The 22,829-nt window shown below is 39.2% G+C and carries 21 protein-coding genes, 1 tRNA gene and 1 pseudogene; 9 read left to right on the plus strand and 14 right to left on the minus strand.

Annotation, left to right across the window (positions count from 1 at the left end):
- Nucleotides 1–189 precede the first annotated feature (189 nt).
- The 9 genes and pseudogenes from STRDD10_RS07115 to STRDD10_RS07155 all read right to left on the minus strand — a co-directional run bounded on the left by STRDD10_RS07115 (nt 190) and on the right by STRDD10_RS07155 (nt 8,815).
- A tRNA-Leu gene (locus STRDD10_RS07115) sits at nt 190–275 on the minus strand.
- A gap of 207 nt (nt 276–482) precedes the next feature.
- Nucleotides 483–2,090 carry a CTP synthase gene (locus STRDD10_RS07120; RefSeq protein WP_067194381.1) on the minus strand — a complete coding sequence of 536 codons (1,608 nt, stop codon included), beginning with the start codon at nt 2,088–2,090 and terminating at the stop codon, nt 483–485.
- A gap of 286 nt (nt 2,091–2,376) precedes the next feature.
- On the minus strand, nt 2,377–3,048 hold the full coding sequence (locus STRDD10_RS07125; RefSeq protein WP_067194383.1) for a B3/B4 domain-containing protein: 672 nt from the start codon (nt 3,046–3,048) through the stop codon (nt 2,377–2,379).
- A 105-nt stretch (nt 3,049–3,153) separates the two neighbouring features.
- Nucleotides 3,154–3,738 carry a DNA-directed RNA polymerase subunit delta gene (rpoE, locus tag STRDD10_RS07130; RefSeq protein ID WP_067194386.1) on the minus strand — a complete coding sequence of 195 codons (585 nt, stop codon included), beginning with the start codon at nt 3,736–3,738 and terminating at the stop codon, nt 3,154–3,156.
- Nucleotides 3,739–3,995: 257 nt separating this feature from the next.
- Nucleotides 3,996–5,279 carry a trigger factor gene (gene tig / locus STRDD10_RS07135; protein ID WP_067194388.1) on the minus strand — a complete coding sequence of 428 codons (1,284 nt, stop codon included), beginning with the start codon at nt 5,277–5,279 and terminating at the stop codon, nt 3,996–3,998.
- 285 nt (nt 5,280–5,564) lie between these two features.
- Complete coding sequence (gene trmB / locus STRDD10_RS07140; protein WP_067194392.1) at nt 5,565–6,200, minus strand: tRNA (guanosine(46)-N7)-methyltransferase TrmB; 636 nt, start codon at nt 6,198–6,200, stop codon at nt 5,565–5,567.
- Nucleotides 6,197–6,991: a cell cycle regulator CcrZ gene (ccrZ, locus tag STRDD10_RS07145; RefSeq protein WP_067194394.1), complete on the minus strand. Its 795-nt coding sequence runs from the start codon at nt 6,989–6,991 to the stop codon at nt 6,197–6,199. Before ccrZ ends, trmB begins: the two co-directional genes overlap by 4 nt.
- 47 nt (nt 6,992–7,038) lie before the next feature.
- The gene (locus tag STRDD10_RS07150; RefSeq protein ID WP_067194397.1) at nt 7,039–8,088 is read right to left on the minus strand and encodes an ABC transporter permease; all 1,050 of its coding nucleotides are present in this window, start codon (nt 8,086–8,088) and stop codon (nt 7,039–7,041) included.
- Nucleotides 8,085–8,815: pseudogene (locus tag STRDD10_RS07155) on the minus strand (ABC transporter ATP-binding protein). Before STRDD10_RS07155 ends, STRDD10_RS07150 begins: the two are co-directional and overlap by 4 nt.
- Before the next feature lie 63 nt (nt 8,816–8,878).
- On the opposite strand from STRDD10_RS07155, the gene STRDD10_RS07160 reads away from it, so the two are divergent.
- Nucleotides 8,879–9,289, plus strand: coding sequence for an HIT family protein (locus STRDD10_RS07160; RefSeq protein WP_067194400.1), 411 nt, complete (start codon nt 8,879–8,881; stop codon nt 9,287–9,289).
- Between the two features lie 10 nt (nt 9,290–9,299).
- Nucleotides 9,300–9,578: a hypothetical protein gene (locus STRDD10_RS07165; protein ID WP_082782069.1), complete on the plus strand. Its 279-nt coding sequence runs from the start codon at nt 9,300–9,302 to the stop codon at nt 9,576–9,578.
- A 100-nt stretch (nt 9,579–9,678) separates the two neighbouring features.
- On the opposite strand, the gene lytR is transcribed toward STRDD10_RS07165, so the two are convergent.
- The 5 genes from lytR to STRDD10_RS07190 form a co-directional block, all read right to left on the minus strand.
- Nucleotides 9,679–10,842, minus strand: coding sequence for a glycopolymer--peptidoglycan transferase LytR (lytR, locus tag STRDD10_RS07170; protein ID WP_067194452.1), 1,164 nt, complete (start codon nt 10,840–10,842; stop codon nt 9,679–9,681).
- Between the two features lie 4 nt (nt 10,843–10,846).
- The gene (locus STRDD10_RS07175) at nt 10,847–11,362 is read right to left on the minus strand and encodes a GNAT family N-acetyltransferase (protein ID WP_067194455.1); all 516 of its coding nucleotides are present in this window, start codon (nt 11,360–11,362) and stop codon (nt 10,847–10,849) included.
- Nucleotides 11,362–11,817, minus strand: a complete 456-nt coding sequence (gene tsaE, locus STRDD10_RS07180; protein WP_067194410.1) for a tRNA (adenosine(37)-N6)-threonylcarbamoyltransferase complex ATPase subunit type 1 TsaE — start codon at nt 11,815–11,817, stop codon at nt 11,362–11,364. Before tsaE ends, STRDD10_RS07175 begins: the two co-directional genes overlap by 1 nt.
- A 144-nt stretch (nt 11,818–11,961) precedes the next feature.
- On the minus strand, nt 11,962–13,425 hold the full coding sequence (locus STRDD10_RS07185; RefSeq protein WP_067194412.1) for an NCS2 family permease: 1,464 nt from the start codon (nt 13,423–13,425) through the stop codon (nt 11,962–11,964).
- Between the two features lie 82 nt (nt 13,426–13,507).
- A complete protein-coding gene (locus STRDD10_RS07190) occupies nt 13,508–14,101 on the minus strand; it encodes a DUF1361 domain-containing protein (RefSeq protein ID WP_067194415.1) in 594 nt (197 codons plus the stop codon).
- A 154-nt stretch (nt 14,102–14,255) separates the two neighbouring features.
- Here STRDD10_RS07190 and STRDD10_RS07195 point away from each other — a divergent pair, with 154 nt between their 5' ends.
- The 7 genes from STRDD10_RS07195 to serS all read left to right on the plus strand — a co-directional run bounded on the left by STRDD10_RS07195 (nt 14,256) and on the right by serS (nt 22,452).
- On the plus strand, nt 14,256–15,068 hold the full coding sequence (locus STRDD10_RS07195; RefSeq protein WP_067194417.1) for a Cof-type HAD-IIB family hydrolase: 813 nt from the start codon (nt 14,256–14,258) through the stop codon (nt 15,066–15,068).
- Nucleotides 15,069–15,427: 359 nt separating this feature from the next.
- Nucleotides 15,428–16,450 (plus strand): alcohol dehydrogenase AdhP, encoded by a 1,023-nt coding sequence (gene adhP / locus STRDD10_RS07200; RefSeq protein WP_067194418.1) that lies wholly within the window; start codon nt 15,428–15,430, stop codon nt 16,448–16,450.
- A gap of 830 nt (nt 16,451–17,280) precedes the next feature.
- Entirely contained in the window at nt 17,281–18,270 is a 990-nt protein-coding gene (locus STRDD10_RS07205; RefSeq protein WP_067194420.1) for a PTS sugar transporter subunit IIB, read from the plus strand.
- A 39-nt stretch (nt 18,271–18,309) separates the two neighbouring features.
- Nucleotides 18,310–19,122: a PTS mannose/fructose/sorbose transporter subunit IIC gene (locus STRDD10_RS07210; RefSeq protein ID WP_067194422.1), complete on the plus strand. Its 813-nt coding sequence runs from the start codon at nt 18,310–18,312 to the stop codon at nt 19,120–19,122.
- Nucleotides 19,123–19,136: 14 nt separating this feature from the next.
- On the plus strand, nt 19,137–20,048 hold the full coding sequence (locus STRDD10_RS07215) for a PTS system mannose/fructose/sorbose family transporter subunit IID (RefSeq protein ID WP_067194426.1): 912 nt from the start codon (nt 19,137–19,139) through the stop codon (nt 20,046–20,048).
- Between the two features lie 71 nt (nt 20,049–20,119).
- Entirely contained in the window at nt 20,120–20,494 is a 375-nt protein-coding gene (locus tag STRDD10_RS07220; RefSeq protein WP_067194429.1) for a DUF956 family protein, read from the plus strand.
- 680 nt (nt 20,495–21,174) lie between these two features.
- Nucleotides 21,175–22,452, plus strand: coding sequence for a serine--tRNA ligase (gene serS / locus STRDD10_RS07225; RefSeq protein ID WP_067194432.1), 1,278 nt, complete (start codon nt 21,175–21,177; stop codon nt 22,450–22,452).
- Nucleotides 22,453–22,829: the final 377 nt, after the last annotated feature.

Raw genomic sequence — 22,829 nt, forward strand, 5'->3', positions numbered from 1 at the left:
CCTTATTCTCTACAAATTAGAAGTTGAATGGATAATAGCCTAGTAGCAGTTTGAATTGTATAAGTTTCCAGAAAAAATGACTTTCAAGAATAAATACTTCATCCATTCAACTTTCGCATAGGTAGTAGAAAAGCTATATTCACAAAGTAGTAAATGTTAAATAAAAAAAGAGCTCTAAGAGCTCTACTATGCGGGAAGGGGGACTTGAACCCCCACGACCTAAAGCGGTCACAGGATCCTTAGTCCTGCGCGTCTGCCAATTCCGCCATTCCCGCGTGATTACTTTAATAGTATATCATGACTCACATTACTTGTCAATATCTTTTTTGAAATTTTTTTCAATACTAGAAAATAGTCATTTCAGATTTAATTGGTAATTGCCTTTCATCTTCTCATATCATCATCTAAAGCACGATAATGATGATTTAAAATGATAAAAAATGACTTAGCTTCTGGTTAAAAACTAAGTCATTCTCAAATTTTTACTTGCTATTTTCCACTGCTGCTGTGACAAAGGCAGTATAAAGACCTTCTGGGCGGTTTGGCCTGCTTGAAAGTTCAGGGTGGTACTGACAAGCCACAAAGAATTTATTTTCTGGGATTTCCACGATCTCTACCAAACGATTGTCTGGAGAAACACCGGAAAAGACAAAGCCTGCTGCTTCAAACTGTTCCCGGAAGGCATTGTTAAACTCATAACGGTGGCGGTGGCGGCGTTGCACCACTTCTTGATTGTCATAGGCTGCAACTGCCTTGGAGCCCCGTTTGAGCTTGGATGGATAGAGTCCCAGACGAAGAGTTCCTCCCATGTCCTCCACATCGATCTGGTCGCGCATGATGTCGATAATTGGGTACTTGGTTTCAGGGGCTAGTTCAGCAGAATTTGCTCCTTCAAGCCCTAGAACGTGACGAGCGAATTCCACACAGGTCAACTGCATGCCCAAGCAAACCCCCAGCATTGGCACATCATTTTCCCGAGCATAGCGAATAGCTTGGATTTTCCCTTCTGTACCACGTTGTCCAAAACCGCCTGGTACGATAATGCCATCCGCATCTGACAAGAGTGTTGCTGCCGTTTCAGCCGTTACATCGTTAGCGTTGACCCAGTTGATCTTAACTTCCGCGTCATTGGCATAGCCTGAGTGCTTCAAGGCTTCGACCACTGAAATGTAGGCATCTTGCAACTCCACATACTTCCCAACAAGGGAAATTTTGACTTGTTTTTTAAGGTTCATAACCTTGTCCACCATGGCAGACCATTCGGTCATGTCTGCTGCTGGCGCATCCAGTTTTAAGTGATCACACACAATTTGATCCATATTTTGTGCCTGCAGGTTCAATGGGATTTGATAAAGGTGTTCCACATCGAGCGACTCAATCACGGCTTCGGGTGCCACATCACAAAACTGAGCTAGTTTATTTTTAATCCCTTGACCTGCTGGTTCTTCTGTTCGAATCACGAGCATATTAGGTTGGATTCCAAGACCACGCAATTCCTTAACCGAGTGCTGGGTTGGTTTTGTTTTCATCTCCCCAGCTGCTTTGAGATAAGGAAGCAAGGTTGTGTGGATATACATGACATTATCCGCACCCACATCTGCCTTCATCTGACGAAGCGCTTCTAGGAAAGGAAGAGATTCGATATCCCCGACAGTTCCCCCAACTTCTGTGATAATGACGTCAGAATCAGTCGTCACTGCAGCACGCTTGATTTTTTCTTTCAAGGCATCTGTAATGTGAGGAATTACCTGGACAGTTGCTCCAAGGTATTCTCCTCGACGTTCTTTGCGAAGGACTTCACTGTAGATTTTTCCAGTAGTCACATTCGAATACTTATTGAGATTGATGTCGATGAAGCGCTCATAATGACCCAAGTCCAAGTCTGTCTCAGCACCATCATCCGTCACGAAGACTTCCCCGTGCTGGTAAGGGCTCATGGTCCCTGGATCAATATTGATATAGGGATCAAACTTTTGAATGGTTACTTTGAGTCCACGATTTTTCAAAAGACGGCCCAGACTGGCTGCCACAATCCCTTTTCCAATAGACGATACCACACCACCGGTGACAAAAATGTATTTTGTAGACATAGATTCCTCTTTCTAAGATTTGAAATGTTAGCCCAAATGTGGGGAAGGATATTGAACTGATTTTCTAAAACGAAGCAAATCTGGGAACTTCTAAACCCAGACTTGCTCATCACTCATGCATTTCCCTTCTAGGTTAGACCGATAAGCCCAGGAAAAGCAGCAAAAACAAAAATAGCTCCCTATAACTAGGGAGCTCCGACCTCTAAAAGAGGTGCCCAAACAATATTGTACCGCAAAGTAAAAAAAATGTCAAATAGTTGCAGTGGTTTGTTTTCATTGATTTAATCTAAGAGATAACCGCTGTCTCAAATTCCAAATTTGGCATACATTCTGACAAATCATGATGGATTCGCTCTAGTGCCTCTAAGTGCATTGCCACCGAAGTATGGGCATTTCCCTGAATGATGAAAATGGCATTCTTGGTCTCCTCATCAAACTTATAATACTCGCTGTCTCGAACATCCAGCCAAGCTAAAATCCCTTTCTCATCACGGTAGACATAGTCCGTCTTGGCCACGTGCTTCTCCTTGGAAAGAATCGGCAGAAAGACATCTTCTCTCTGGCTCATGGTAAACTCTATCTGCTCCCCAATCTTGTCAAAATCATGGCCCCCAATGGCCAGCAGAGAATGCAGAGCTTCGACATTATAAATATCGATGATGCTATTGATCTGAGGAAGCGAACCGCGGTGTTGGATATTGCGGATCAGAGCCGGCACGGTCGGAGGATTTTTCTTAACACTGCGGCCCACGCGCTGCAATAAATCTGTATAACCTTGAATAACCGGAGACTGGAAAACCTCGTCCAAATCACAATGCAAGGCCCAAGCTTCCCTCTCTTTTTTCTTTTTCAAAAATGAATCCGATAAAGCTGCATTCGGGTCGACATTTTTAGCAATTCCAAACACAACGCTTGTAATCCCAAGCTCTTCGATACTTTTATCCATCACAAACTTCATTGCAAGAACCTCCGTGATTCCTATCCCTGACTTAGTTATAGGATTTTGATGGTTTCGGATTAACTTTTATGGAAGATGTAAAAAAGAAGCGAGAAATCCAATTTTTTATTCTTCGCTATCCACCTCTTCATCCGAAAACTCATCATCTTCTTCGTTGATTTCCACATCCTCACCTAAATCATCTGGTGCAATTTCATTAATTTCAGCATCGTATGCTTCAACTTCGCTCTTTTCATCATCTGGATTCTCTTCATCATAGCTAAGAGCTGGATCTGCTTCATATCCATCTTCATCCTCTGGATCATCAGCATTATAGTCAATTGCATCGCTATCGCCATCCATAAAGGCGTTTACACGTTGTTTTTTACGAGCTTTAGGAGTATCTTCCTCTTCAGTTTCTTCAAGAGCAATGATTTCTTCATCTACTTCATCCACTGCATACCATGAACGCAACCCCCACTTGTTATCACCAAGGGAGATAAAACTTCCATCAAAATTAAGCTCTGTATAAAACAAAGGTAGAGCTGATCGGATTTCGCTATTTGATTTTTCTAAATAATTTTGAATTTCATTGACAAGTTCACTAAAATGCATCTCATGATCGCGGCCTCTCAACTCAAGAATAGCACGCGCCACTTCAATCATTGAAAGTTCACTTTTCTCTTGTCCTGCAAATACTTCTAATTCCAAAGTTTGTCTCCTTGTTTATGCCAAGCTTAGAGTAAACCTACTCTAACCAAATTTTATCATACTCTTTATTTTACGATATTTTTGCTATTTCGTCAAAGGTTAAAAGAAATAAAACGAAAAGAAAAACCCTATTGGGTTTTCTTTCATAACGGTTTCCAAGTCTGATACAACCTTCGCTTGACTAGATGCCTTATTCCCCAGAGGTATCGATTTCTGTCAAACAAACATAGATGTTTCAGACTTTAGATTCCAGTAACTTATTTCACCTTAGCTGTACTTGTAATCAACTCAACTGCTTTTTTCACTGTGATGTCGTGTTTCAACATGTCAGGTGAAAGAAGATTACGAACTTGAGACACTTCCATATTGTAATCAGTAGCTAATTGTTCAATTTCTTTACTGATTTCCTCTTCAGTAGCATCAAATCCTTCTGCTTTAGCAACTGCTTCAATTACAAGATTAGTTTTTGTACGACTTTCCGCCTCAGCCTCATATTGAGCATGAAGATCCTCTTCAGTAGTACCTGTAATTTGGTAGTACATTTCAGGAGCAATTCCTTGACGTTGTAGATTTCCTAAAAATTCATTAATTGAACGATGAACTTCTTCATGTACCATTTCGCTCGGAAGGTCAACAATTTCAGCATTTTCAACTGCAAGATCTAAAGCAGCAGCTTCTACTGCATCAGTATAAGCAACTTCTTTCGCTTCTGTCAACTCTTTACGATACTTTGCTTTTAACTCATCTAAAGTTTCAACTTCATCATCGATATCTTTTGCAAGTTCATCATCAAGTGCAGGAACTTCTTTTTCCTTAACTTCATGAATTGTCGTCACAAACTTAGCTTCTTTTCCTGCAAGATCGGTTGCTTGATAGTCTTCTGGGAAAGTAACAACAACGTCAACAGTCTCACCTGCTGAATGACCAACTAATTGTTCCTCAAAACCTGGGATAAATTGTCCTGATCCGAGTGAAAGCGAGAAGTTGTCTCCTTTTCCACCATCAAACTCAACACCATCTACTGAGCCAACGAAGTCAATAACAACAGTATCACCTTCAGCTGCTGCACCATCTTTAAGAGCAAGCTCAGCCAAATTGTTACGTTCACGTTCGATACGCTCGTCTACATCAGCATCAGTCACTTCTTTTGTAACTTCAACTGATACTTCAAGATCTTTATAAGCACCTAATTTAACTTCAGGTTTTGTAACAACAGTAGCAGAAATTGTCCAATCTTGACCTTTTTCCATAGATACTACATCAAAAGTTGGTTGTGCTACTACTTCGATTCCAGCTTCAGCTACTGCAGCTTCATAAGCAGTTGGAAGAAGGGCATTCAAAGCATCTTGGTAAAGAGATTCTTCTCCGAATTTTTGATTAAAAACAGGACGTGGAAGGTGACCTTTACGGAAGCCTGGAATATTTAAACTTTTTTTAACTGAGTTAAATACACGGTCCAATTCTGGTTTGATTTGTTCTTGACCAATAGTAAAAGTTAAAACACCACGATTGGTTTCTTTATTTTCAAATGATACAGACATTCTGTCATTTCTCCTTAAAATTTATTGAATACGCTCTATTATAACACGTTACAGACATTTTCTCAAGAGCTAAGTCAGATGTTTTTCTCCCTCCTGTTCTTCAAGTTAAATGGCACATATTTCAGGAAAACTCACGAAAGGTCTAAAAAGAAAAACTTCCATGAAATATAATAAAAAAGGGGAGAGAAAAAGCAGGACCCCCGAAACCATTCTCTACACCTTATCAAGTTAAAAAGATTTTATACTACACTTTAGTTGAAAATGACATTCTAACAATTGTTGATATTAAAACTGTGCCTCTACACGATAGATAACTTGCCCTTTTTGAGAAAATTTCTGCTCATACTCTGTCAATACATTTCCTTCATAATCACTAGCGTGTAAATCCAACCAAACACCATTTAATTGCATACCATAACGAGAAAAACTTACTAAACTATATTCAAAAAGACCTCTATTGTCTGTTTTAAAGTGTACTTCCCCATGTTTAGGTAAAATTTGTTTAAATGTATCTAAGAAGTTTTTATGAGTCAATCGACGTTTTTCATGACGTTTTTTAGGCCAAGGATCTGAAAAATTAAGATAGAGGCGGTCAATTTCTCCATCTTCAAAATAATTTGTCAAACTATCACCATCAACCCACAGCAATTTAATATTTGGAACATTTGCCACTAACACTTTATCCAAAGCATAGCTAAGGACAGATTTTTGAATATCAATCCCTATATAGTTAATTTTTGGGTTTTGTTTTGCCATCCCTGTGATAAAAGCACCTTTTCCGCTCCCAACTTCTATATGGATAGGATAGTCATTCCCAAAAATTTGATGCCATTTGCCTTTGGCATCTTCAGGATTCAAAACGACATACTGAGGATTAGCCTCTAATAATTCCGTTGCTCCTTTTCGATTTCTTACTCTCATGATTTCCTTTCAAAACGCTCACGAAAACTGCGTAAGGCATAGATTTCTCGATTGACATTCTCTAAATCATCATTTTCATAGTATTTACTAATCAAACACAAAAATGTAAATTGACTATACCAGTACAGCTTCTTCAGTACCTGTTCATTATATTTGTAACCATAGTAAACAAGCCATTCTTGCCAACGAGACTCTGGAATATAATGACTGAGAATATGGGCAACATCAAACATACGATCAGTCAGACGGACTGAATCCCAATCTACAAGGTAAATCATTCCACTTTCTGTTGCAACCCAATTACTATGTCGAACATCACCATGAACTATCGTTGCATAATCTTCACGAAAAGCTGGTAATTGAGAACGTAAATCCTTTAAAACAGACTGTAAAAAAAGATTTTGCCTAATAGCACCTGGGGCTCTTTCAGCCCAATTATTTAGTAAATCAACAGGCGTTTCAAGGGGATTACCTAATTTACTCAATTGATTCATCAATGGACGTGAACGATGAAGTCGTGTCAAAATATTAATAATCTGTTTACTACTCATCTCACTAGGCGTCAATATATGACCACTAAGCCATTCTTGACCACTCATTGTGTTGCCATCAGGCATTCGACGACTCCACAGCAGTTGCGGAGCTATCTGTTCTTTTGCTAAACCTGCTAGGATAGGAGTTGTATTCATCTTGACGAACACGCGCTCCCCGTCTGGATAAACTCCCATATAAGCTTTCCCACTCTTTCCTGCAAGTGGTGTCAGGGTTAGCTCTTTGTCAAGCGATTCCATAATTTCCCTCCGAGTAAAGTTTCACTTTCATTTTACTAGTTTTCTCCTTATTCGTCAACCTGTCTTTTTAGTTTATAGGGAGTATAAAGGAAGATAAAACAAAGTGTCATCCCTATCAATAACAAAATGTAAATCTTCTCTCTCAAAAAAAACACGGTAAATATACTTTGGATTAGAAGGACGCTTCCAGCAATGGCTTGTATCACTTCTTGAACTCCTTTTTGTTTTAACTCTTTTTTTAGTGGAAAAAGTATAGTTAAATATTGGTAATCATAGGCTTGATATAACGCCATTAGTTGAAAAATCAAAAGATAATTTAACAAAACAGCTAATAAAATAGCTAATAAACTATTTCTCACAACTATGATAAAAAAGATAGAAAGAAGCAGCAAACGAATCACCAAACCAAAAAATTCACCATTACGTAAAAAAGAACGTAAAAACAAATTCGTCCAAGTTTTTCTGCTAGTCTTCTGCAAAAAATTCAAAATAAAATCAAGATATTTTCTTCGTTTTACACTATTTGAAATTCCCTTGACAGTTGTAAAAAGTGAGAAAAATCGTAAAATGGATTGTTTTCGTCTGCTCTCTGTTTGAATAACCTGTTCCCATTTTAGGCTCTTTTGATTTAACAATTTTTTTGCCTGAAACTGAAAATAAGAATATTTCAAAATAGCTAATAAAACCAGGTAACAAATAAAACCAAAAATTGATATCCCTAATTTTGCAAACACAGGATATAAAAGACTAAGCAACACTGTCTGCAGACTGACCCACAAAAAATAAGATTTTAAAGTCGATCGTTTTATCCAAGAATGAAGTTCACTTTCTTTTACTAACAAAAAATGCTTATCAGGTGTTTCTACATAAGTTGCGATTCCCCCAAATGGTAGCAGGAAAAGAGAAATGAAAACTAGGACAAGCTGAACTGGGAAATGATTCGTAGGAAAATCTTGCAAAAATTGGCTATATTGCATCGCCAGAAAAACGAAGAACATGAGCAAAAATAAAACGAAATGGTCATTAAAAACATATCGTGCGTATTTTAAACATTGACTTATAAAAAGATTGCGTCTTTTGGTAAATAAGTTTTTCATTTTACCTCCTCTTGAGTTAAGAGAAGATAAATATCATTGAGCGAGGCCTCTGGCATAGTAAACTTCTCTTGTAACTCTTGTAATGTCCCTTGAGCTCGAACACACCCTTTATGTAAGATAACAAAGCGATCACACATTTTTTCTGCTGAATCAAGAACATGGGTACTCATCAAAATTGACTTTCCTTTTTCTTTTTCTTTTTTAAAAGGTTTGTTAAATCAGCAATCGCCAGTGGGTCCAAGCCCAAAAAAGGCTCGTCAATGATAAAAAGACTAGGTTCAACAATAAACGCACAGATAATCATAACCTTTTGCTTCATTCCTTTTGAGAAATTTATTGGAAACCAGTCCAACTTATCCGTTAATCGAAAGAGTTCTAAAAGTGGCTGTGCACGCTCCAATCCTTCTTCAACCGAAAAATCATAGGCCATCGAGACAATCTCTATATGTTCTCGTAATGTCAATTCTTCATACAAAGAAGGGGTTTCAGGGATAAAACCGATTTTTTTCCGATAGTCTTCCGGGGCACTAAGCAAAGAAATTCCATCAATTTCAATAGTTCCCTCATATGGAGTCAAAAGACCAATGATTTCATTAATCGTGGTTGATTTCCCAGCCCCATTAAGTCCAATCAATCCTACCAGTTCGCCATTTCGAACACTAAAGGAGATATTCTTTAGTACTGGAAGCTGAACATAGCCACCTGTTAATTGTTTTATTTCTAACATATTCACTCCGATTTTGGTATAATATAGCTATATTATACCAAAAAAGTTAGAAAGAGGTAACTTATGACTGACTGTGTTTTCTGTAAAATCATTGCTGGAGAAATCCCTTCTTGCAAGGTCTACGAGGATGAGCAAGCAATTGCTATCCTGGACATTACCCAAGTAACTCCTGGGCATACACTTTTAATCCCTAAAAGACATTATCGAAATCTTCTTGAGATGGATGCTGCTTCAACAGCAGAGCTTTTCTCACTTACTCCATCTCTTGCGACGAAAATCTTATCCGCTACTGGTGCTTCCGGTCTTAATATTGTCAATAATAACGAAGAACCTGCGGGACAAACTGTTTTTCATACCCACATTCACTTCCTTCCTCGCTATCAGGAAGGAGATGATTTTGATATAACTTTTACTGCTCATGAACCCGATTTTGAAAAAATGGCTTCACTAGCTGAAAAAATCGCAAAGAGTTAAGGAGAGAATTATGAAATTACATCACAGTCTTCTCTTTATAGGAGCAGCTGGTCTTAGTTACCAGCTATTTAAAAATCGAAAAAACATCTCTCTTTCTGCCAAGGAAACTGGACAAAGCATTTTTAAAATCAAAGAAAATTCACAGAATATTTCACATAATCTCACCACCATCCAAGAACAGCTTAATCTGATACAGGATTTGGGACAAGATATCCGTTATAAAGTTCAAATCCTAGAAAAGGAAGCCCAAGCTCGACTTCATACGATTCAAGATATTTGGTCAGATTAGGAAATAGCCTGTAAATTTAAAAGAACCAGCACGAAACCTAGAAGGTTTCGTGCTGGTTCTTTCATAAAACCCTTCCTAAACGAGAGAATGGAACATCAGCTTATTGACTATAACTTACACTATAGTCTGGTATCACTGTTTGGTTTGTGGTATAAGGAGTATCAGCCGTTTCATAACTCCCAACCTGACTCCCTCCTGAAGTTTGAGTGGCCCCATTATCATAAATGCTAGTTGTTGAAGCATCAAAATAATTCACCGCAGGACTAGCTGCCATTCCATAGAGGTTCTCATATAAAACTGCATTCGTCTTAAGACTTGTCAAAGTATCTAATCCCAATGACTCTCTTAGGACATTTTGCATTTCTAATAAATGATCTGATGTAACAACTTGATAGGAGCCGCCGTCAGCAAGAGTTGCATCCTCTCCTCTTAATTGTTGGCTTTCAATATTTTTCAAAGCATCTTGATATCCTAATAACTGAGGAATTGTGTTGTTAGAAATTTCTATATTGGTTTGCATATTATCGCTAACAGCCTGAAGAATTTCCTGATAATTACTAATACTATTGAGACTGAGTACTTTTGCAATCACTTTTTGAATGACTTCTCTTTGTCTTTTTTGACGACCATAATCTCCTTCAGGATCTTGGTAACGCATTCGTGCATAAACCAAAGCCTGATCCCCATTTAGTTTTTGCTTTCCTGGATCAATCGTAGACGTATATTCTGGTTCTTGCTCTTCAATTGAGATGGTAAAGCCCAGGGTGTTATTCACTTCAACACCTCCTACTGCATTGACCAATTGAACTAGTCCCTCCATATTAATCATCACATATCGGTCTATCGTAATATTCATTAGATCCTGAATAGTAGAAATGGCTAGTTTTGCACCACCAGTCGCATAAGCAGCATTCAACTTAGCCTGCATCGTCTCACCATCTTCTCCGATTTCTGTCAAAATATCCCGCTCCAAACTCATCATGGTTGTTTTTTTAGTGAGAGGATTGACTGTTACCAAAAGCATCGTATCACTGTTTCCCTCCCATTTATCTGAGCGCGAACCTGTCCCTGTATCTACACCAAGAAAAAGAATGGTCATTGGCTTAGTAGCTGAAATAACATCCGTTTCATTACCAAACCCTTTATAGGTTTTGGACGACAAGAGTCCAATTGATTGAAAATAAATAGTTGCACCGTATGTTCCTACACCAATGGCTGTAACTACAAGCAGTGCTAAAAACATGCCAATAATTTTTTTTATCATATACTTACCCAATTAATTTTCCCATGAAATACACATCGACAAATTTGTCCTCAATATATGCACCTCTTTCTTGGACACCTTCCAAAACAAACCCCATTTCTAAATAGAGATGAAGTGCAGCTTGGTTCCGTTTCTGCACTGTTAACTGAAGCCTTCTAATGGTTTGAGATGTTTCCGCCCATTCGATTCCTTCTTCTAACAAAACACCCCCTAGACCTTGATTGTGGTATGCTTTTTTTATCACAATAAAAAGTTCCCCAATATGCCTAACTCTACGATGCTGATCTGCTGTAATAGATAGAACTCCAGCCAGTTCATCGTCTAAAAGGGCCAACAAATATAATTGATTATCTGATAGCGCCTGTCGATGTATAAAGTACTCCATTTCAGATACCGACAGAGTAATCCCTTCTTCATCTAGGGTCATAAAATCCGTTTCTGTTCCCACTTGATTTAAAAACTCAATTAAACGGACTGCATCTTCTGGCTCTGCTTCACGAATCAGCAACTCTTGCTCTATTACCACTTATTTTCTACCTTATCTATTAATCTCGAAAATAACACTTGACTTCGATTCCCTGTAGGAGTAAAGATGATCTCCCTACCGTCGTCCCTCTTCAAAATTTCTACCTGTAGATAATCTTTTGGAAGATTTTCTTTTAACAACTCACCCCATTCGATAACAGTAACCCCCTCACCGAAAAGAAAGTCATCTAAATCAATTGAATCAGGATCATTTTCTATGCGATAAACATCTAAATGATACAAAGGCAATCGTCCATCATATTCGCGCACAATGGTATAAGTAGGACTTTTTATCATCTGTTCAATTCCTAACCCCAGGGCAATCCCTTTCGTTATGGTCGTTTTCCCAGCACCTAAGTCTCCAGATAAAACCAAGACATCATGAGCCTCTAATAGTTGTCCGAGTACTTGTCCAATTTTAATCAGCTCGTTTTCATTATGACTAAACATACTTCCTATTATACCAAAAAAATTTTATTCATGTTGGAAAACACAAAAAAGCTTTCAAAAAAAGGAGTAGAAAACCTCCTCCACTAGATAAAAGAGTTTATTTTCCCACTCCCGCACTACTCAAAACAATGCGAAATACAATAATTATAAAAATGCCAGAATAACAAAATTAAGGATAAAAAGTCCAGTTGCTACCCAGAGAATCGGGTGAATTTCTTTTATTTTCCCAGTTGCAATTTTCACAAGACAATAGAAGATAAATGCTGCTGCAATTCCGTAAGAAATCGAGTAACATAAAGCCATGAAGAAGGCTGCAAAAAAGGCTGGAAGAGCATCGTTAAAGTTACTCCAGTCTACATCAAGGAAGGATGAAACCATCATCACTCCAACGATAATCAAAGCTGGCGCTGTCGCAGCTGCAGGAACGATGCCAACTACTGGTAACAATAACACTGATAAAAGGAAAGCAACTGCTGTTGAAACAGCTGTTAAACCTGTTCGTCCACCTTCAGCAATACCTGCTGCAGATTCTACATAAGTTGTAGTGTTTGAAGTTCCAAATAGTGAACCAATAAAGGTACCAATTGCATCCGCAAACAAGGCTCTATCCATTTTAGATGAAAAACCAGATGAATTTTCAAGAGCTGCTTCATCCTCGGCTGAAAAAATACCTGTTCGACGCCCTGTTCCGATAAAGGTACCAATAGTATCAAATGTGTCTGAAAGGCTGAAAGCAAAAATTGTCATTAAGACAAGGGGCAGACGGCTTACATCTGAAAATAGTGAACTCATCCCACCAAATGCTGCAAGAAAAGTGGTGCCAAGCTCGCCAAAAGCTGAACCGACATGGTTATTCGCAAAGTTTATAGACGACAAATCTACTACTCCCGTTGGAATCCCGATAAGAGTCGTAGCGATAATCCCAATCAAGATTGCCCCACGAACATTTTTTATCACTAATATCGCTGTAATCAGTAAACCAATAATTGCAAGAATAACACTAGGGTCGGTAAAAGTTGAAATAGCAGGTACAACACTACCATTCCCAACAACAGAGGTCACACCGTTTGCAAATGTTTCAGCAGTTGCTTCTGAAGGAGCGACACCATTTACGGTCATGATATTGCTTGCCGAAGTAGAAAATGTAATGATATTGGCATTTTTGAAACCTAGATAAGCAACAAAAACACCAATCCCCCCACCAATAGCATGTTGTAGGGTAACAGGAATAGATTGAATAATGCTTTTACGAATTTTCGTCACTGTAATGAGAATATTGAAAATCCCACACAACATCACCATGGCAAGTGCTTCTTGCCAACTAAAACCAAGCCCAAAGACAACTGTATAGGTAAAGAAGGCGTTCAAGCCCATCCCTGGTGCCAAGGCATAAGGAACATTGGCAAATATCCCCATGACAAGGGTTGAAACCGCTGCAGAAATAATGGTTGCCAAAAAGACTGCTTGTGTCGGCATACCAGCTGCACCTAAGATTGTCGGATTGACAAATAAGATGTAACTCATTGCAAAGAAGGTCGTTAGACCCGCGAAAATTTCTGTACGAACCGTCGTACCATTTTCTTTTAATTTAAAAAACTTCTCAAACATCGAAAAGACTCCTTCTAATTTTACGAACGATATTTCAATTATATCAAATATCATTCTCTTTTACAAGAGTTTTTGCTCTTTTTTATTTTTTTGAAGAGTTTTCTAAAAAAAGAAGGCAAAGAATCTGTAGCAAAGTAAATCCTAGGATAAATGGTAAACGTTGCCAGCTGATTGTATCAAGTAGAACACGGACAACAGCTAACGGGTAACGTACTAAATCCCAGGAATTAAAGCGTTCAAATCGTCCAATAGAAATAGCAAAAGAAGACACAAAAGCCAGCACTGGAACTATGGCATAAACATAGGGCCAAGACAGCCTGAATCGCTGAACAATTAAGTGCCAACTTTCCACCCCACATAGGACTCCAAATAAGATACTCAAAATAAAGGGGATAAAACGAGTTACAATATCATTTGCTTGGTATCCTCCTTGGACAAACCCCATATGAAAAATATCCGTTAGCATATAAAATGTATTGGGAAAAAACGCTAGCCAGGCAAGGGTAGGAAACACAACTAACCACTTACTTTTCGTGTAGACAGCCAGTAATGAAAACTCATAAGCTACTAGGGCTAAAAACATATTCCAAATTAAATCCGGACCCGTGATTCCTTTGTACCAAACCAAAAAACAAATCAGTATAAAAAATAAATGATTTACAATAGCTTTACGCATAAAATGCTTCCTTTCATTTTGTTTCAGTATAACACAAAACTCTTTCAGAAGCCTTTTGAAAAATCACCTTTTCACTCTGAACACTCTACTTTTATTTGTTTTTTTATTCTTAATTCTGCTATAATGGGGATATTATGTTGAAAGCGGGTGACACATGTCAAAAAAAATCATTGCCCTCGACTTAGACGGTACATTACTTAATTCCGAAGGTAAAGTGAGTACCACTAGTAAAAACGTTCTGAAACAAGTGGAAAAACAGGGACATCTAATCGTTATCACAACAGGACGACCTTACCGCATGGCTGAGCCAATCTATCGTGATTTGGAATTATCAAGTCCTATGATTAATTTCAATGGTTCTTTAACCCATATCCCCTATAAAAAATGGGACAGAGAACTCTCTATGACCTTAGATAAAAAATATCTTTTGGACATGGTAAACAGAGAAGAAGAGATAGAAGCTGATTTCATCGCTGGTGAATATCGAAATAAGTTTTACATTACCCACACCAATCACCATAAGATCGACCCTAATTTATTTGGGGTCAATGAAATTGCATCACAAACAAAATTTATTGCAGAAAAAGTTACCGATAACCCAAATGCTATCCTTCTACAAACACGAGCTACAGATAAATATGCGCTAGCTGAAGAAATGACAAACTACTACAAAAAAGAATTAGAAATCAATGGTTGGGGTGGTCCCCTTAACATTTTAGAATGCGCTCCTAAAGGAGTTAATAAAGCATTTGCTCTCAATTATCTCTTAGAGGTAACTGGACTGAATTCTTCTGATTTACTTGCCTTTGGTGACGAGCAAAACGATACTGAAATGCTATCCTTTGCTGGTACCAGCTATGCCATGAAAAATGCAAATCCAATCCTCCTTCCTTATGCAGATCATCAGACTGATTATACAAACGATGAGGATGGGGTTGCAAAACAACTAGAAAAATTATTTTTATAAAAGTGAGGTCAGGACAGAATCCCGACCTCGCTTTTTATTCCCTTCAGTCTTTGACTCACCTATAGTAAGAATTTTAGGTTCGACTATTAAACTTCACTACCGCTTTCCCGAAATCACCTTTTCTCCTTTTGCATGTTTCCCTCCCTTACTACCCTATTAGACTCACTTCATCTTGAATTAAACATAAAAAATGAAATAAAAACAATATTTCGGCTACAAATGTTAACCCAATATTTTTCTGATATTCAAAACTAGTTAAGTAACTTCTGCTTTATTTTTATATCGTGACTTGCTAGGTAGGAAAAATTTGTGATATAATTTACATAGTTAAAAATGAAAAACATCAGGAGGAGAATCATATGAAAGCTGTTGTTGTAAATTCTGAAGGAAATGGTGTTGAAATCGTTGCTAACAAGGAAATGCGTTCCCTTGAAACTGGCGAAGCACTCGTTGATATTGAGTACTGTGGTGTTTGCCATACAGACCTTCATGTCGCTCACGGTGATTTTGGTAAAGTTCCAGGTCGTATCCTTGGTCACGAAGGCATTGGTGTTGTAAAAGAACTGGCACCAGATGTAAAAAGCCTTAAAGTTGGCGATCGTGTCAGTGTGGCATGGTTCTTTGAAGGTTGTGGAACCTGTGAATACTGTACGACTGGTCGCGAAACGCTATGCCGCTCTGTAAAAAACGCTGGCTACTCAGTAGATGGGGGAATGGCTGAAAAATGTATCGTAACTGCTGATTATGCCGTAAAAGTCCCCGAAGGTCTAGATCCTGCACAAGCTTCATCTATTACTTGTGCAGGAGTGACAACTTATAAGGCTATCAAAGAAGCTAAAGTAGAACCCGGTCAATGGGTAGTTATCTATGGTGCTGGGGGACTTGGAAACTTAGCTGTCCAATATGCTAAAAAAGTATTTAATGCTCATGTCATAGCTGTTGATATCAATCAAGACAAATTAGAACTTGCAAAAGAGGTTGGAGCTGATTTTACCATTAATGGAAAAGTAATTGAAGATGTCCCTGGCCTGATTAAAGAAAAAACAGACGGTGGAGCTCATTCTACCGTTGTGACAGCTGTTTCAAAAGTTGCCTTTAATCAGGCTGTTGACTCCGTTCGTGCGGGTGGTCGTGTCGTTGCTGTTGGTCTTCCATCAGAAATGATGGAATTAAGTATTGTAAAAACCGTTCTAGATGGTATCCAGGTAATCGGTTCTTTAGTGGGGACTCGTAAAGACTTAGAAGAAGCCTTCCAATTTGGGGCTGAAGGCCTCGTTGTACCAGTAGTTCAAAAAAGACCTGTTGAAGAAGCTGTAGCTGTTTTTGACGAAATGGAGGCTGGCACTATCCAAGGTCGTATGGTTCTTGATTTTACAAATTAGGAGGTGGTTCTAATCTAGGCAATGCACCGTGTACTTATAAAAACTAGATGCCTTAAAGTTCTATCAGAAAAATGGAAACATCAAATTAAAAGTTACAACTCAGATTCAATAGCCTAATAGATAGGAGATTCTGCTTAACCAAAATCAATAAATTTTTCTCAATTCCTTGTAAAAAATTATCAGTGGCAACATACAGTTCTGAAACATAGTCCAGCCTAATATGCATTATCACAATAATACATATTACAGAGGTTAATTACTATCTTTGTTCGATGTTCTATTTTCAAACTTTAAAGTTGACCGAAACAGAAAAAACATATTTTTTCTTACCTGCAGCCTCATACAGTCTCCCATATTGTTTGAGCTCTTCAGGCGTGGGAGGGAGAACTCTATTTAATTAAAATGAGTTCTCCCTCCCATGCCTTTTTAGTTCATCATCACAATCTATCTTTCAATTTTTTGTTTAAATTAGCTACTTATAGACAATACTAGAATACGGTCAAACAGGTAACATATAAAAACTAACCTTATCCACACAGATTCTCTGCATATTTCTAATCATTCTAACAAAAGAACTATCCTTCATCAATTATTTTTTCAGAAACTTTCAAATTTCGTTGGTAAAACGGCTTGCAAACATATATATATTACCAATTTTAATATACAAATATAAACTTATGACATAATTTTCTAAAGTTTGTATCTTTTTAATTATTTTTGATAGATATTTTTATGAAAGGGCTTGACATTTTTTTGAAAACGTTTTATAATCAGAAAGTCTTAAAATATTCTTAATTTAAGCCAAACATTTTATAAGGAGGAAGTCAATAATGAGTATTGGAATCATTATTGCGAGTCACGGTGAGTTTGCTTCTGGGATCCACCAGTCTGGTTCAATGATTTTCGGTGAGCAAGAGAAAGTTCAAGTTGTAACTTTTATGCCAAACGAAGGTCCAGACGATTTATACACAAAGTTTAACGACGCTGTGGCTGCTTTTGACGCAGAGGATGAAGTCTTGGTTTTGGCCGATCTTTGGAGCGGCTCTCCATTTAACCAAGCTAGCCGTGTTATGGGTGAGAACCCTGAGCATAAGTTTGCAATCATCACTGGTCTCAACCTGCCAATGCTTATCCAAGCCTATACTGAGCGTCTAATGGATGCTACTGCTGGGGTTGATAAGGTTGCGGCAAACATCATCAAGGAAGCCAAGGACGGTATTAAGGCTCTTCCTGAAGAACTAAACCCAGCTGAAGAGGTTGCTCCTACTACTAGCGCTCCTGTAGCTCAAGCTGCTATCCCTGAAGGAACTGTCATTGGTGACGGTAAACTAAAAATTAACCTTGCTCGTCTGGATACTCGTCTTCTACACGGACAAGTTGCAACTGCTTGGACACCTGCATCAAAAGCGGATCGTATCATTGTTGCTTCAGATGCCGTTGCTCAAGATGAGTTGCGTAAAGGGTTGATTAAGCAAGCTGCTCCAGCAGGTGTTCATGCCAATGTTGTTCCTATCAACAAGTTGATTGACGTTTCAAAAGATCCTCGTTTTGGTGAAACACATGCTCTTATCTTGTTTGAAACTGTTCAAGATGCTCTTCGCGCCGTTGAAGGTGGCGTTGAAATCAAAGAACTCAATGTTGGTTCTATGGCTCACTCAACTGGTAAAACAATGGTCAACAACGTATTGTCTATGGATAAAGAGGACGTTGCTGCCTTTGAAAAATTGCGTGAATTGGGCGTCGAATTTGACGTTCGTAAGGTTCCAAACGACACACGCAAAGATTTGTTTGACTTAATTGAAAAAGCAAACGTTCAATAATTTATTACCATTTATTCAAAATAGAAAAGGAAGCAAACCATGTCAGATATTTCAATTATTTCTGCTATCTTGGTTGTAGTTGTTGCCTTCTTAGCTGGTCTTGAAGGTATCCTCGACCAATTCCAATTCCACCAACCACTTGTTGCATGTACTCTTATTGGTCTTGTAACTGGTAACCTCGAAGCAGGTGTGATGCTTGGTGGTTCCCTTCAAATGATTGCCCTTGCTTGGGCGAACATCGGGGCTGCCGTTGCACCTGATGCTGCCCTTGCCTCTGTTGCTGCTGCTATCATTTTGGTAAAAAGTGGTGACTTTACTCAACAAGGTATCGGGGTTGCGACTGCTACAGCTATCCCACTTGCCGTTGCTGGGCTCTTCTTGACCATGATTGTTCGTACTGTATCCGTTGGTCTTGTCCACACTGCTGACAACGCCGCAAAAGAAGGAAACATCGCTGGCGTTGAACGCGCTCACTTGTTTGCCCTTGTCCTTCAAGGTCTTCGTATCGCTGTTCCAGCAGCTCTCCTCCTTGCTATGCCTACTGAGGCTGTTCAAGGCGTACTAAACTTGATGCCAGAATGGCTCAAAGGCGGTATGGCTGTTGGTGGTGGTATGGTTGTTGCCGTTGGTTACGCTATGGTTATCAACATGATGGCAACTCGTGAAGTATGGCCATTCTTCGCACTTGGTTTTGCTTTTGCGGCCGTAACTGACTTCACCCTTATCGCTCTTGGTACTATCGGTGTTGCTATCGCCTTTATTTACCTCAACCTTTCAAAACAAGGTGGTAACGGTGGCGGAACTGCTTCAGGTTCTGGCGATCCTATCGGCGACATCCTTGAAGACTACTAGAAAGGGGAAGACTCATGGCTGAAAAAATTCAATTATCAAAATCAGATCGCCAAAAAGTTTGGTGGCGTTCACAATTCTTGCAAGGTTCATGGAACTATGAGCGTATGCAAAACCTGGGTTGGGCTTATGCTTTGATCCCAGCTATCAAGAAACTATACTCTTCAAAAGAAGACCAAGCTGCTGCCCTTGAGCGTCACTTGGAGTTCTTCAACACACACCCATACGTTGCAGCTCCTATCATGGGAGTTACCCTTGCCCTTGAAGAAGAAAAGGCAAACGGTACTGAAATTGATGATGCAGCTATCCAAGGGGTGAAAATCGGTATGATGGGACCTCTTGCTGGTATCGGTGACCCAGTCTTCTGGTTTACAGTTCGTCCTATCCTTGGTGCCCTTGGTGCCTCACTCGCTTCAGCTGGTAACATCATGGGACCAATCATCTTCTTCCTTGGTTGGAACATCATCCGTATGGCCTTCCTATGGTACACTCAAGAATTTGGTTACCGTGCTGGTTCTGAAATTACTAAGGATATGTCTGGTGGTATCTTGAAAGACATCACTAAAGGTGCATCTATCCTTGGTATGTTCATCCTGGCCGTTTTGGTAGAACGTTGGGTATCGATCAACTTCACTATCGACTTACCAGCTAAACAACTCTCAGAAGGTGCTTATGTCATCTTCCCAGAAGGACCTGTAACAGGTGCTGAGTTAAAAGGCATTATCGGTCAAGCGATGAGCGGTATGAGCTTGGATCAAGTTCAAGCACAATCTCTTCAAAACCAATTGAATTCATTGATTCCAGGTTTGATGGGACTACTCCTTACTTTCCTTTGCATGTGGTTGCTTAAGAAAAAAGTTTCTCCAATCACAATCATCATCGGATTGTTCATCGTAGGTATTGCGGCTCGTTTCTTTGGAATCATGTAATCTACCAAAAGAGTTTCCTCTCGGAAACTCTTTTATGGTATAATAATTTAAAAAACAAAAAGTGAGAAATTATGGCACAATCTTTAAATAAATCGGTGGAATTGCAAACAACTGGTGTATCCTACATGGCCATTGGAGGTAAGGTCGGAAAATTCCTAGTTGGTGAAACAGCTTTAGAATTTTACCCTGATGTCAATGTCGAACAGTTTATTCAAATTCCTTGGACAGCCATTAAACAAGTCGGAGCTAATGTTTCTGGTCGCAAGGTCAGTCGCCACTTTGAAATTTTTACTGACCAAGGCAAATTCCTCTTTGCATCAAAAGACTCCGGGAAAATCCTCAAAATTGCCCGTAGCTATATCGGTAACGATAATGTGATCAAACTACCAACTCTGGTTCAGATTCTTGGGAAAAAGATTAAAAATTTATTTTCTAGAAATAAATAGAAATAAGGGTGTCTACCCTTATTTTGCTATATCTCTATCACTCATAGCTCTACCTCTTGGTCATGACTGGCAATAGTTGCCTTACACAGAGGATTTTGAATCGTTTACCTTACACAGTCAAGAAATTCTTGGGCTTACTAGTGATTATTGACTACTCCTGGTGTCAGGCTTTCCTTCCAGGTTTTAGCTACATGAACTGCATCAGAGGTCAAGGTAACAGACCTTACCAAACAATTAGATATCAACTCAGGTACTTTTTACCTATACTTTTTAAATATCCCAAATGCTATTAAGGAGCTAGACAAGCGGCTGATTGCACCTATGATAGTTACCATTAAAAAGAGCCATCCTGCCAGCCTCATGGCTGAAGTCCCTTACCAAACCCGTCATCAATCTCCTTTTCAATTAGCAGGCATAGTTTAAAGCTTTTATAAAAAAATGAAAATTTTATTTGCAAAAAAAAACAAAATCTAGTATAATCAGTACAACGGATAAGTAGGTTATACCTTTCTTTCAGAAAGTCTGCGGTTGCTGTGAGCAGATAGAAGGGATAAGTGAAATTCTACCGTTAAAAACAATTACATACAGAATCAAGTGCACATCTGTGAAGTTGGATGGAACCGTGGCCCTGCCACTCCAACGCTTTGACAGGTGTGCTTTTTGTTATAAAGGAGAATTCAATGTTAGATATCAAACGCATCCGGACAGACTTTGAGGCTGTCGCTGAAAAATTAGCCACTCGTGGTGTAGACCCAGCAATCTTAAACGAGATGAAAGAAATCGACGCCAAGCGTCGGGATATCTTGGTCAAGGTTGAAAACTTGAAAGCTGAACGCAATACTGTTTCAGCTGAAATTGCCCAAGCTAAACGTAACAAGGAAAACGCAGACGACAAAATCGCTGCTATGCAGGCTCTTTCTGCTGAGGTAAAAATTCTCGATGCTGAATTGGCGACGATCGATGCTAAATTGACAGAATTTACCACAACCCTGCCAAACATCCCAGCTGATACCGTACCAATCGGTGCTGATGAAGACGATAATGTGGAGGTTCGCCGTTGGGGTACTCCTCGTGAATTTGATTTTGAAGCCAAAGCCCATTGGGACTTGGGAGAAGACTTGGATATCTTGGACTGGGAGCGTGGTGCCAAGGTTACAGGAGCTCGTTTCCTTTTCTACAAAGGCCTTGGTGCTCGCTTGGAACGGGCTATCTACAACTTTATGCTGGATGAGCATGGAAAAGAAGGCTACACAGAGGTCATCACGCCTTACCTGGTCAACCATGACTCTATGTTTGGTACAGGTCAATATCCAAAATTCAAAGAAGATACCTTTGAATTGACTGATACCAACTTCGTCCTTATTCCAACTGCGGAAGTTCCTTTGACCAACTACTATCGCGACGAAATTATTGACGGAAAAGATTTGCCTATCTACTTTACAGCCATGAGTCCATCCTTCCGTTCTGAAGCTGGTTCTGCTGGTCGTGACACTCGTGGTCTTATTCGCCTTCACCAATTCCATAAGGTAGAAATGGTGAAATTTGCAAAACCAGAAGAGTCTTACGAGGAATTGGAAAAAATGACAGCCAACGCTGAAAACATCCTTCAAAAACTGAACTTGCCTTACCGAGTCGTTGCACTCTCAACTGGAGACATGGGCTTCTCAGCTGCCAAAACCTATGACTTGGAAGTTTGGATCCCCGCACAGAACACCTATCGTGAAATTTCTAGCTGTTCCAATACGGAAGATTTCCAAGCACGTCGGGCTCAAATCCGTTATCGGGACGAAGCAGATGGCAAAGTCAAACTTCTTCACACCTTGAACGGTTCTGGGCTTGCCGTTGGTCGTACGGTTGCGGCTATCCTTGAAAACTACCAAAATGCAGATGGTTCTGTGACTATCCCTGAGGTTCTTCGTCCTTACATGGGTGGACTTGAAGTCATCAAACCTTCTTAATTCCTAATAAGTGAGTTTCCACTTTCCTTTCCGGTGGGAACCCACTTTTTTGATTGTCAAAAATACTGCACCTTTCTCCAGAATATTTCTACTCCCTAAAATTCTGCAGCAAACTTGAAAATAAGGTGCGGACAGCCCAAAGCACCATTATGAGATTACAGACAGGAATATTGTCAGTTTAAAGAGATTGTTGAAGGGGATAACCTCTAATACTCTTCGAAAATCACGCACATCTCGATTACGACGCCCCCTCCTGTCCATCTTGTAGCGGTTAAATGAGCAAGTACGACTTCCAGAAAGCCTCTCAATTCCCTGTATCATTCACCGGAAAATTACCCAAAAACTGATAGAGCAACACTCCATGACCGCCATTGCTG

It is taken from the genome of Streptococcus sp. DD10, assembly GCF_001578805.1.
Classification (GTDB): Bacteria; Bacillota; Bacilli; order Lactobacillales; family Streptococcaceae; genus Streptococcus.